Origin of the sequence: Sphingomonas sp. CFBP 8765 (assembly GCF_014841445.1) — a bacterium.
Lineage (GTDB): Bacteria > Pseudomonadota > Alphaproteobacteria > Sphingomonadales > Sphingomonadaceae > Sphingomonas > Sphingomonas aerolata.
In genome coordinates this window covers 180,992-193,168 of sequence record NZ_JACYTY010000004.1, presented here as the reverse complement: position 1 = coordinate 193,168, position 12,177 = coordinate 180,992, and the positions used below count along the sequence as shown (strand labels likewise).

General features: G+C 67.9%; 6 protein-coding genes. 5 read left to right on the top strand and 1 reads right to left on the bottom strand.

Going from position 1 to position 12,177, the window contains the following annotated elements; genetic code table 11:
- Positions 1-3: 3 nt before the first annotated feature.
- Positions 4-741, bottom strand: a complete 738-nt coding sequence (locus tag IFT87_RS12235; protein ID WP_031396151.1) for a GntR family transcriptional regulator — start codon at positions 739-741, stop codon at positions 4-6.
- A 336-nt stretch (positions 742-1,077) separates the two neighbouring features.
- On the opposite strand from IFT87_RS12235, the gene IFT87_RS12230 reads away from it, so the two are divergent.
- From IFT87_RS12230 to IFT87_RS12210, 5 genes are read left to right on the top strand one after another with little or no spacing between them, the layout of a single operon-like run.
- Positions 1,078-3,342 (top strand): beta-N-acetylhexosaminidase, encoded by a 2,265-nt coding sequence (locus IFT87_RS12230; RefSeq protein ID WP_249403327.1) that lies wholly within the window; start codon positions 1,078-1,080, stop codon positions 3,340-3,342.
- On the top strand, positions 3,342-5,927 hold the full coding sequence (locus tag IFT87_RS12225; protein ID WP_037527957.1) for a beta-mannosidase: 2,586 nt from the start codon (positions 3,342-3,344) through the stop codon (positions 5,925-5,927). The genes IFT87_RS12230 and IFT87_RS12225 overlap by 1 nt, the downstream gene beginning before the upstream one ends.
- Complete coding sequence (locus IFT87_RS12220) at positions 5,924-8,461, top strand: glycoside hydrolase family 3 C-terminal domain-containing protein (RefSeq protein WP_192008641.1); 2,538 nt, start codon at positions 5,924-5,926, stop codon at positions 8,459-8,461. The genes IFT87_RS12225 and IFT87_RS12220 overlap by 4 nt, the downstream gene beginning before the upstream one ends.
- A complete protein-coding gene (locus IFT87_RS12215) occupies positions 8,458-9,879 on the top strand; it encodes a glycoside hydrolase family 125 protein (RefSeq protein WP_192008639.1) in 1,422 nt (473 codons plus the stop codon). Before IFT87_RS12220 ends, IFT87_RS12215 begins: the two co-directional genes overlap by 4 nt.
- Entirely contained in the window at positions 9,876-12,173 is a 2,298-nt protein-coding gene (locus tag IFT87_RS12210) for a GH92 family glycosyl hydrolase (RefSeq protein WP_037527958.1), read from the top strand. The genes IFT87_RS12215 and IFT87_RS12210 overlap by 4 nt, the downstream gene beginning before the upstream one ends.
- The last annotated feature ends 4 nt before the right edge of the window (positions 12,174-12,177 follow it).

The window sequence follows — 12,177 nt, the reverse complement described above, 5'->3', positions numbered from 1 at the left end:
GGATCAGATGTCGGCCAGTTCGGCGACGAAGTCATAGGCGTCGCCGCGGTAATAGGAGCGCGTGAATTCAGCCGCGCGTCCGTCGCGCAGGAAGCCGCGGCGTTCGATCAGCAGCCCGGCATGACCGGCATCGACCCCCAGCATCCGCGCATGCTCGCCGCCGAACGGCACCGCCCGCAGCCGCTGCAGCGCGCGCACCGGTCGGCTCCCCGCCGCTTCGAGGGCGGCATAGAGCGAGTCCGTCACGCCATCGACCGAGGTCAGGCAATAGCCCGCGATGGTCGAGAATTCGAGCGCCATCGCCTCCTCGTCGGCATAGCGGATGCGGTTGAAGCGGAACACCGGCGCGCCCGGCGACAGGCCGAGCGCCATCGCCTCTTCGGGGTTCACCTGGCCCGCCGATCGCGAGATCCAGGTGCTGCTCGATGTCCGGCCGCGTGCCGCCATGTCCTCGCTGAACGACGACAGTTTCGAGAAGCTCTTTTCGACGCGACCGGCGACGAACGTGCCCGCACCCCGGCGCCGCGTCAGCAGCCCTTCCTCGACGAGCCCGCCGATCGCCTTGCGCACGGTGATGCGCGAGACGTCATATTCGATCGCCAGATCGCGTTCGGCGGGGATCGCATTGCCCTGGACGAGCAGCTTCTCGCCGATCGCGTTGCGGATCAGATCCTGCAACTGAAGATAGAGCGGCGACGGATTGCCCTTGCGAAAGCGTCCGATATCATCGGAAAACGCCATGTACCCCCCTTTGACTGGCAGCCCGAAGCGCGCCACACCCTGTCCTGGCGCGGGAGGATAGCCAAAGCACAGCCGCGCGGCAACCAGACCGACGCCAAGGATTATATTGGTATTTCCGTCCAAAACGGGTCGATGCTGTCAGATCGGCTGAAACCCTGGCAAACTTTGCGGAGGCTCGGGACCTGCTTTCAGGACGCCGGCCAATCAACGGCTTGTGTCTGGACCTATATTGGTTACATTCCCCGACCAGCGGCCGTGAGGAGCCGGTTACCGGGAGCAGAAATCATGCGGTCAAACGCACCCCCTCGTTTCGGATGCGCGCTTATCGCGACCGGCATGATGCTCGGCACCACCGGTTTGGCCGATGCCCAGGACCGCCTGCCACTCGTCCCGCAACCCGCAGCGATGACGCGCGGAACCGGCACCGTGACGATCGCGACGGGCAGCACGGTGTCCGCCGATCCCGGCGATGCCGGCACCACCGCCGCCGCCCGTCTGCTCCTCGCCCATGTGAAGACCGAACGCGGCCTGACGCTGGCGACCGGCGCGCGCGGCATGATCCGCATCGACCGCGATCCGACGATCAAGGGTGCGGAAGCCTATCGCCTGACGGTCGATGCGTCCGGCGTGCGGATCGCGGCGTCGGGCGATGCCGGGCTCGTCTATGGCGCGATGACGCTGGCGCAGCTGATCAGCCCCGATCGCGCGTTCGGCCAGCCCGTCCGGATTCAAGCGGTCACGATCGACGATGCCCCCCGCTTCGGCTGGCGCGGGCTGATGATCGATACCGCGCGGCATTTCCAGTCGCTGCCCTCGCTCTATGCGATCGTCGACCAGATGGCGTCGGTGAAGCTCAACACGCTCCATCTCCACCTCACCGACGATCAGGGCTGGCGGTTCGAGGTCAAGGCCTATCCCCGGCTGACCGCGATCGGCAGCGTCCGGACGTCCCCCTCGACCGGCAAGGCGCCTGGCACGCAGGTCGGCGGCTTCTACACGCAGGACGAGCTGCGCAAGCTCGTCGCCTATGCGACCGAGCGCGGCATCGTCGTCGTCCCCGAGATCGACCTGCCCGGCCACGCGCAGGCGCTCGTCGCGGCCTATCCCGACCTCGGCGTCCTCGGCGACACGCCGAAGGTCAGCAGCGACTGGGGCGTGAACCCCTATCTCTTCAATCCCGGCCCCAAGGGCATCGCCTTCGTCAAGACGGTGCTCGACGAGATCATGGCGGTCTTCCCTGGCACCTATGTCCATCTCGGCGGTGACGAGGCGGTCAAGGATCAGTGGGAACGCAGCCCCGAAGTCCAGGCGCAGATGGTTAAGCTCGGGATCAAGGACGAGAATGGCCTGCAGAGCTGGATGATCGACCAGTTCGGCGAATATCTCGCCAGCAAGGGCCGCCGCCTGATCGGCTGGGACGAAATCCTCGAAGGCGGCCTCCCCGCCTCCGCATCGGTGATGTCGTGGCGGGGCGAGAAGGGCGCGGTCGAGGCCGCGAACCAGAACCACGACGTCGTCCTCTCACCCGCACCGACGCTCTACCTCAACAGCCTGCAAAGCGATCGCAGCGACGAACCGCCGGGCCGGATCGAGATCCAGTCTCTCGAGACCGTCTACAAATACGAGCCGATGCCCGCGGGGATCCCCGCCGAAAAGGCGCATCACGTGCTCGGTGCACAGGGCAATCTGTGGAGCGAATATATCGTCACGCCCTATCAGATGCAGCATCTGATCTTCCCACGCGCCGCCGCGCTCGCCGAGATCACCTGGTCGGGCAAGGACAAGCGCGACTTCGGCAGTTTCCTCGAGCGGGTCCAGCCGCAGATCGGCCGCTGGCGCACCTCCGGCATGCAGGTCGCGGACAGCGCGTTCGCGGTCGACTATACGCTCGCTGGCACGCGCGGCGATGCGCTGCGCACCAAAAGCGCCAAGGTCTCGCTGGCGACGCAGGCGCCCTATGGCACGATCCGCTACACGCTCGACGGCAAGGCCCCCGGCCCGCGGTCGCCCGCCTATACGGCACCGCTGTCGATCAAACCGGGGGTCAAGATCCGCGCCGCCGCGTTCGACGCCGCCGGTCAGCAGATCGCCGAGCCACGCCTGTTCGATACCGGCCGCGAGGCACTGCTGACGCGAACTGCTTCCGACATGGTCGCCTGTCCAAAGGGATCGCTCGCGCTACGCGTGCCGTTGACGCCCGAGGCGCAGGCGAACGCGCCGGTGTACAATATCGACCTGTTCGACCTGTGCACCGCCTATCCCGCCGCGCCGATGGACGTCGCAAAGGGCTTCACGATCGATATCGCCCGCCTGCCGCGTCATTATGCGCTGGCGCATGAAGATACCAAGCTGCGCCGGCACTATAACGTCACCCCGCACGGCGAGCTGATCGTGCTCGTCGGCTGCACCGTGGCGGGTGCCAAGCCGGTCGTCGCCGGCACCTTCCCGCTCCCCGATCCGGCAACCGCCGCCACCCGGTTCAGCATCAGGGGCCGCCTGCCCGCGCTGACCGGCGACCGCGACATCTGCCTGCAATTCACCTCCCCCACGTCCGATCCCTATTATGCGGTCGAGCGGATGCAACTCACGGAGACACGCTGATGCGTCGCTGGTTCCTTCTCCCTCTCCTCGCGCTCGCCTCGCCCGCGATCTCGGCCCCGAAGACGGTGGTCACGCTCGACCGCGACTGGCAGGTGCGGATCGATCCGACCGACACGAGCGCGGTCGCCGCGCACAAGCGCGAGGCGAAATGGCTCGCGGCCACGGTGCCGGGGTCGGTCCAGCAGGACCTGATCGCCGCGCGCCGCGTCCCCGATCCCTATAAGGGCATGAACGAGGGCGCAATCCAGTGGGCCGGGCTGACCCGGTGGCAGTTCCGCCGCGTGCTCGACGTCACGCCCGCGATGCTCGCGCGCGACCATCTCGATCTCGTATTCGACGGTCTCGACACCTTTGCGACCGTCACCGTCAACGGCACGCCGCTGCTGAAGACCGACAACGCGCACCGTCGCTGGCGGGTGGACGCGAAATCGGCGTTGAAGCCTGGCCGCAACGAGGTGCTGGTGACGATCGCTTCGCCGATCCGCACGCTGCAGCCGATGGTGCTCGCGGAAAAGAATCCGCTTCCCGGCGAATATGACAGCGCGTTCGGCGACGAGCCCAAGGGCAAGCAGACCTCGCCCTATATTCGCAAACCCAAATATCATTACAGCTGGGACTGGGGTCCCCGGATCGTCAATATCGGCATCTGGCGCCCGGTCCGTCTCGAAATCTGGGACGAGGCGCGGATCGAGACGTTCCGGGTCGAGCAGGAGGATCTGAGCGACGCCGAGGCGCGGATCGCGGCGAAGCTCGACATCGTCGCCGACACGCCCGGTCGCACGACTGTGCACGCCGTTGTCACGGGTCCCGACGGCAAGGCCGTCACGGTCGACCGTAGCGTCACGCTCGCCGCCGGCGGCAACAGCGTCTCGCTCCCGCTGACGATCGCCGCGCCGCAGCGTTGGCAGCCGATCGGCTATGGCGCGCAACCGCTCTATACCGTCACCGCCTCGCTCGCGGGCGCGCAAGCGACCGCCGAGGACAGTGTCACGCGGCGGATCGGCCTGCGCACGGTCGAACTGATCCGCAAGGACGGCAGCTTCGGCTTCAAGGTCAACGGCACGCCGATCTTCGCCAAGGGCGCGAACCTCATCCCGTTCGACATGTTCCCGTCGCGCGTCACCCCCGCCTATATGCAGACAATCCTGAAGGGCGCAGCGGACGCCAACATGAACATGATCCGCGTCTGGGGCGGCGGCTATTATCTCGACGACGCCTTTTACGACCTGGCCGACCGCATGGGGCTGATGGTGTGGCAGGACTTCATGTTCGGCGGCAGCGTCACGCCGCCCGATGCTGCGTTCCGCGAGAATGTCCGGATCGAGGCCGAGCAGCAGGTCGCGCGGATCGGCTCGCATCCCTCGGTCGTGATTTGGGCCGGCGGCAACGAAGTGCTATCGGGCTGGGAGAACTGGTCCGATCGCAAGGCGTTCAAGAAGGCGGTCGGCGCGGATGAGCAGGAGCGGATCGGCGCGGGCATGGCGGTGCTGTTCGACCGCGTGCTGCGCCAGGCGGTGACGCAATATTCGCCCGGCACGCCTTATTGGCCGGGCTCCCCCTCGACCGATTATATGGGCCCGACCGACACCGACAAGAATGGCGACCGCCATTTCTGGGATGTCTGGTCCGGATCGAAACCGGTCGAACGCTATCTCGACAGCTGCCCGCGCTTCATGTCGGAATATGGCTTCCAGGCGATGCCGGACCTCGCGACGATCCGCGCCTTCGCGGGCAAGGGACCGCTTGCCGCCGACAGTCCGGTGATGAAGGCGCATCAGAAGTTCCTCGCCGGCGAGGGCAATGAGCGGCTGCTGATGTATCTGCGCGATCGCCTGCGCCCGGCGAAGGATTTCGCCGATCTCGTGTACCTGACGCAGGTCAACCAGGCCGAGGCGATCCGCATCGCCGCGCTGCATCACCGTGCGTGCCGCCCGGTGACGATGGGATCGCTCTACTGGCAGCTGAACGACGTCTGGCCCTCGATCAGCTGGGCGAGCATCGATCATGACGGCCAGTGGAAGCTGCTGAACTATGCCGCGCGGCGCTTCTTCGCACCCCAGGCGATCGCCGCGGAGCACAAGGACGGCGCGACGCGGATCTCGCTGATCTCCGACGCGACCACGCCGATCGCCGCGCGCTGGCGGGTGCGCGCGATGGACATGGCGGGCACCGTGCTGAACGACACCACCACGCCCGCGACGCTGCCGCCGCTCTCGTCGACGCTCGCCGCGACGCTGCCCGATGCGACGCTGTTCGGCAGCGCCGCGCCGGGGGCCAGCTATGCGGTCGCCGAGCTGATCGTCGGCGACACGGTCGTCAGCCGGGCGATCATCGAACGCGCGTTGCCCAAGGACATGGCCTATCCCGATCCGGGCCTGAGCGTCACCTGGTCGGGCTCGACCGCGACGATCACCGCCAGCCACTTCGCCCGCGCGGTCATGCTCGATTTCGGGGACGTGGCGGCGCAGCCCGCCGATGACGGGTTCGACCTTCTGCCGGGCGAGACGCGGACCGTCGCCGTTGCGTCGGACGCGTCGCCTGCCACACTGCGCAAAGCGCTCACCTTGAGGACCCTTGCCCGATGATCTGGCTCCTGCTCGCCTCCGCCGATCCCGTCGCCACCGCGGTCGCCACCATGTCGATGGAGGAAAAGGCTGCACAGTTGCAGAGCACCGCGCCCGCCGATGCGAAGCTCGGCCTGCCCGCCTATGACTGGTGGAACGAGGGACTGCACGGTCTCGCGCGCAACGGTCATGCGACCGTGTTCCCGCAGGCGATCGGCATGGCCGCGACCTGGGATCCGGTGCTCGTCCGCAAGATCGGCGACGTCGTCGCAACCGAGGCACGCGCGCGCTTCAATGCGAAGCCCGCCAATGCCGATCGCCACATCTATGAAGGGCTGACGATCTGGTCGCCCAACATCAACATCTTCCGGGATCCCCGCTGGGGGCGCGGGCAGGAAACCTATGGCGAGGATCCGTATCTGACCGGGCGGCTCGGTGTCGCGTTCATCGGCGGCCTTCAGGGCCCCGACCCGCTCCACCCCAAGGTCGTCGCCACGCCAAAGCATTTCGCGGTGCACAGCGGCCCCGAGGCCGGGCGCGACAGTTTCGACGTCGACCCCAGCCCGCAGGATCTGGAAGCAACCTACCTGCCCGCCTTCCGTCTGGCGGTGACCGAGGGCAAGGCGCTCTCGCTGATGTGCGCGTACAACTCGATCCACGGGGTGCCCGCCTGCGCATCGTCGCCGCTGATGGTCGACCGGCTGCGGCGCGACTGGGGCTTTACCGGCTTCACCGTCTCGGATTGCGACGCGGTCGGTAATATCAGCACCTATCACCACTACCGGCTCGACACGCCCGGCGCCGCGGCAGCGGCGATCAGGGGCGGCACCGATCTCAATTGCGGCACCGCCTATGCCGGCCTCCCCGCCGCGGTCCGCCAGGGCTTGGTGAGCGAGGCGGAGGTCGACACCGCGCTGACGCGCGCCTTCCGTGCCCGCCGCGCGCTGGGCATCGCGTTCGGCGGCGACAGCCCGTGGAGCAAGATCGGCACCGATCAGGTCGACACCCCCGCGCACCGTGCGCTCGCGCTCGAGGCGGCGCGCAAGTCGATCGTGCTGCTCAAGAACGACGCCAGCCGCCTGCCGCTCAAGACCGGCAGCCGGATCGCGGTGATCGGCACCAATGCCGACGATATCGGCGTGCTCCAGGGCAATTATCACGGCACCGCCGTCGCCCCGGTCACCCCGCTCGACGGTATCCGCAAGCAGTTCGGTGCCGCCAATGTCCGCTATGCCCAGGGCTCGGTGCTCGCCGACGGCGCGCCGGTGGTGGTGCCCGAGACCGTCTTCCCACAGGGTCTGAAGGCGGAGTATTTCGCCGGAACCGGGACGACCGGCGGCACGCCCGTCCTGACGCGAACCGAACGCCGTATCGATGCGGACCTCAACCGCGTCAGTCCGGCGCCTGGGCTTGGCCGCAGCTTCGGCGTCCGCTGGTCGGGCGTCTTCACTCCGCCCGCCGCGGGTGACTATACGCTGGTGATCGACGTCCCGGCGTGCTGGAAGGACTGTTCGGTCCATGACGTCGCACGCCTCTGGATCGGCGACCGCCAGCTCACCTCCGGCGAGATCAAGAAGGGCCGCGTCGAGATCCCGGTCTCCAGCGACGGCAAGCCCGCCGCCTTCCGGCTCGAACTCGATCACCGCAGCGACGACGAAGGCATCCGCCTGCTCTGGACGCCGCCCGCCGCGCCGATGCTCGCCGCCGCCGTCGCCGCCGCGAACGCTTCGGATGTCGTCGTCGCGGTGATGGGCCTGTCGCCCGATCTCGAGGGCGAGGCGCTGTCGGTCAGTGTCCCCGGCTTCGTCGGCGGCGACCGCACCGACATCGGGCTTCCGCTTGCGCAACAGGCGCTGCTGAAAGCACTGCGCGCGACCGGCAAACCCGTGATCCTCGTCCTGACCAGCGGCAGCGCGGTGGCGGTCGATCCGTCGCTCGCCGACTCGATCCTGACCGCCTGGTATCCGGGCCAGGCCGGCGGCACCGCGATTGCCGAGACGCTGGCGGGGCTCAACAACCCCTCGGGTCGTCTCCCCGTCACCGTCTACAAGTCCGCCAGCGACCTGCCCGCCTTCATCGATTATACGATGAAGGAGCGCACCTACCGCTACTTCACCGGCAAGCCGCTCTGGGGCTTCGGCCACGGGCTGAGCTATACCAGCTTCGGCTATGCCGCGGCAAAACCCAGCCTCACCGTCGCCGCCGGCCAGCCGCTCACGCTCGCGGCGAAGGTCTCGAACACCGGCGTGCGCGCGGGCGAAGAGGTGGTTCAGGCCTATCTCGTCCCGACCCCGACCACCGGAGGCGGTCCGACCACCGCGGTGCTCCAGCGCCAGCTCGTCGGCTTCGACCGCGTCGCGCTCAAGCCCGGCCAGTCGCGCACCGTCTCGTTCGCGCTCGATCCCCGCTCGATGAGCAGCGTCGCGCGGGACGGCACGCGCACGATCCAGCCCGGCGCCTATCGCCTCTATGTCGGCGGCGGCCAGCCCGGCGACGGCGAGGGACAATGGACCGACCTGACGATCACAGGCGCAGCGGTGGGGCTGCCCAAATGATCGATCGCCGTTCGTTGATCGCCGGCGGGCTCGCGCTCGTCGGCACCCCTGCTTTTGCCGCCCGCCCGAACCTGCCCTCCAAGCGCCCCGCCGTCGCCGACCGTCTGTTCAAGAGCCGGGCGGTGGAACGCGAGATCGCCCGCGTCTCGGCCCGGATCGCCGATCCGAAGCTGCGCTGGATGTTCGGCAACTGCTATCCCAACACGCTCGACACGACCGTGCGGATGTCGACCATCGGCGGTGCCCCCGACGCGTTCGTCATCACCGGTGACATTCCGTGCCTGTGGCTGCGCGACAGCTCGGCGCAGCTCCGCCCCTATCTTCACCTCGTCCGCAACGATCCCGCGCTGCGCACGGTGTTCCGCGGGCTGATCGCCCGCCAGTCGCGATCGATTCTGCTCGATCCCTATGCCAATGCGTTTCTCGAGGATCCCGCCGGCAAGACCGAGCTGAGCTGGGCGTTGCACGACCAGACCGAGATGAAACCGGGTGTCGCCGAGCGCAAATGGGAGATCGACTCGCTCTGCTACCCGATGCGTCTCGCTTATGGCTATTGGCAGGCGACGCGCGACGCAACCCCGTTCGACGCGACCTGGGCCGAGGCAGCACGCGCCAGCCTGCGCACCTACCGCGAGCAGCAGCGCAAGGACGGCCGCGGACCCTATAGCTTCCTGCGCGCCTCGAACCGTAATACCGAGACGATGGCGCTCGAGGGCTGGGGCAATCCCGCCAAGCCGAACGGCCTGATCCAGTGCGGTTTTCGTCCGTCCGACGATGCCTGCCTTTATCCCTATCTGATCCCCGCCAATCATTTCGCGGTGACGACGCTGCGTGAACTGGCCGTCGTTGCGAAGGAGGCGCGCAACGATACCGCGCTCGCCGCTGATGCCACCGCGCTCGCGGCCGAGGTCGAGACCGCGCTCAACGCGCATGGCAAGATGCGGCTGCGCGACGGCCGCGAGGTGTGGGCCTATGAGGTCGACGGGTTCGGCAACGCGGTCTTCATGGACGACGCCAACGTGCCGTCGCTGTCCGCGCTCGCCTATATGGGCTGCGTTCCCGCCACCGACCCGCTCTGGCGCCGCACCTCGGACGCGGCCTGGAGCGACGCCAATCCCTATTTCTTCAAGGGCACCAAGGCGGAGGGGATCGGAGGCCCGCATGTCGGGCTCGGCCAGATCTGGCCGATGTCGCTGATCATCCGCGCGCTTGCCGGCGCCGACGACGCGACCGTCCGCAGCTGCGTCAGAATGCTGCGCGATACGGATGCCGACACCGGCTTCATGCACGAGGCGTTCGACAAGGACGATCCGGCCAAGTTCACGCGCAGCTGGTTCGCCTGGACGAACGGACTGTTCGGGGAACTGCTCGTCCATCTTGCCGATACCCGCCCTGCGCTGCTGGCGGCGCCGTTATGAGGCTCACGCGACGCGCGTTGCTCGGCTCGACCGGTGCGCTGGCGCTGACCGGCGCGATGCCGGCCTTTGCCGGCCGGTCGCGCGCGGTGCCCGATCTGTGGATCGGGACCGGCGGCGACGGCCATACCTATCCCGGCGCGACCGTGCCGTTCGGCATGGTCCAGGTCAGTCCCGACACGGATACGGAGAACTGGGCGAACTGCTCGGGCTATCATCGCGGTGACCCGTCGATCATGGGCTTTTCGCACACGCATCTGTCGGGCACCGGCATCGCCGACATGATGGACGTGCTCGTCGTGCCTGCCCGCGGCCCGGTCAAGCTGCGCCCCGGCGCACCCGACAAGCCTGGCGAAGGCTATCGCCAGACCTATGCACAGGAGAGTGCCGAGCCCGGCTATTATGCCTGCACGCTCGGCAACGGCGTTCGCTCCGAACTCACCGCCGAAGCGCGCGTCGGCTGGCAGCGGCACCGCTTTCCCGCCGGCCCCGGGCATCTCCTGATCGACCTCGGCAATTACCGCGACAGCCGCCCGGGCGAAGGCCCGCTGATCGACGACAGCCGGATCGAGCTCGAATCGGACGGCATCCTGATCGGCAGCCGCCGCACCTTCCGCTGGGCCAAGGGGCGCCGCATCCACTTCGCGATGCAGGTCTCGCGCAAGCCGGACCGGATCACGCTCCATGCGGGCGACCAAGTCGTCAACGGCGCGATCGCGACCGCCGACCGCGTGCGCGCGGTATTGCACTACGACGATGCGGGCTCCGCCCCGATCGTCGTGCGCACTGCGGTCTCCGCGGTCGACATGGCGGGCGCACGGACCAACCTCGCAGCCTCGGCCTCGCGCGACTTCGATGCCGCGCGGCGCCAGGCCATCGGCGACTGGGCCGACGCGCTCAAGACCGTGAAGATCGACGGTGGCAGCGACGACCAGCGCGTCGTCATGGCCACCGCGCTCTATCATGCGATGCTCGCGCCGACGCTCTTTTCGGATGTCGACGACCGCTATATCGGGCTCGACCGGCTGGTCCACAGCGTGCCCAAGGGCGAACAGGCCTACAGCACCTATTCGACCTGGGACACCTATCGGACGCTCCACCCGCTGCTGACGTTGGTCGCGCCCGATCGCGCGCGGTCACTCGTCCGTGACCTGGTCCGCCAGACGCAGCAGAGCGCCTATGGCCCGCCCTGCTGGCCGCTCCAGGGGGTCGAGACCGGCACGATGATCGGCTGGCATTCGGTCGCGATCATGGCGGAGGCCGCGGCCAAGGGCATCGACGCCGACTATGCCGCCGCCTGGCCCGCGATCCGCACGCGCGCGTTCGACGCCAAGGCCCCCGACCTCGTCAACAGCCGCGCGCGGGGCACCTATATCGCGCGTGGCTATCTGCCCGCCGATCAGGTCGACGAGTCGGTCAGCCGGACGCAGGAATATGCCTATGACGACTGGGCGATGGCCGCCCTCGCCGCGAAGGCCGGGGCGACCGACGACGCCGCCCGCCTGCGCGAACGCAGCCGGAACTATCGCAACGTGCTCGACCCGACGATTGGGCTTGCACGGCCTAAGCTTGCCGATGGGAGCTGGCTGACACCCTATGACCCGATCCAGCTCGGCCATATCAAGCGCTACCACGACTTCACCGAAGCCAATGGCTGGCAGACGACCTTCCTCAACCAGCATGACCTCTACGGCCAGATCGCGCATTTCGGCGGCGATGCGAAGTTCGCTGCGCGCCTCGACGCGCTGTTCGCCGCGCCTTCGACGCTGCCCAAGGACGCGCCGCCCGACATTTCGGGGCTGATCGGCCAATATGCGCACGGCAACGAACCCGATCAGCACGTGCCCTATCTCTACGCCTATGTCGGCCAGCCCTGGAAGACGCAGGCGCTGGTCCGCAAGATCCTGACGACGATGTACAAGCGCGCGCCCGACGGGATCATCGGCAATGACGATTGCGGCCAGATGAGCGCATGGTTCGTGATGTCAGCGCTCGGCCTCTACCCGGTCGATCCGGTCGCGGCGGTCTATGTGTTCGGCTCGCCGCTCTTCACCCGCGCCGAACTCAAGGTCGGGGGCAAGCGTAAGGTCGTGATCGAGGCGCCGGGCAACCGCGCCGATACGCCCTATGTCACCGCGGTCACTTGGAACGGCAAGCCCTGGACGAAAAGCTGGATCGCGCATGCCGATCTCGTCGCGGGCGGTACGCTGCGCTTCACCATGTCCGCCACCCCTGATCCCGCGTTCGGCGCGAAGCTCGCTGACCGCCCCCCCTCGTTCGGCCGCCCCGCCGCCTGAATTC

Excerpts from the sequence above, each read along its gene's own strand:
- IFT87_RS12210 (WP_037527958.1), top strand. The coding sequence starts at position 9,876 with ATGAGGCTCACGCGACGCGCGTTGCTCGGCTCGACCGGTGCGCTGGCG.
- IFT87_RS12225 (WP_037527957.1), top strand. The coding sequence starts at position 3,342 with ATGCGTCGCTGGTTCCTTCTCCCTCTCCTCGCGCTCGCCTCGCCCGCG.
- IFT87_RS12220 (WP_192008641.1), top strand. The coding sequence starts at position 5,924 with ATGATCTGGCTCCTGCTCGCCTCCGCCGATCCCGTCGCCACCGCGGTC.
- IFT87_RS12215 (WP_192008639.1), top strand. The coding sequence starts at position 8,458 with ATGATCGATCGCCGTTCGTTGATCGCCGGCGGGCTCGCGCTCGTCGGC.
- IFT87_RS12230 (WP_249403327.1), top strand. The coding sequence starts at position 1,078 with ATGATGCTCGGCACCACCGGTTTGGCCGATGCCCAGGACCGCCTGCCA.
- IFT87_RS12235 (WP_031396151.1), bottom strand. The coding sequence starts at position 741 with ATGGCGTTTTCCGATGATATCGGACGCTTTCGCAAGGGCAATCCGTCG.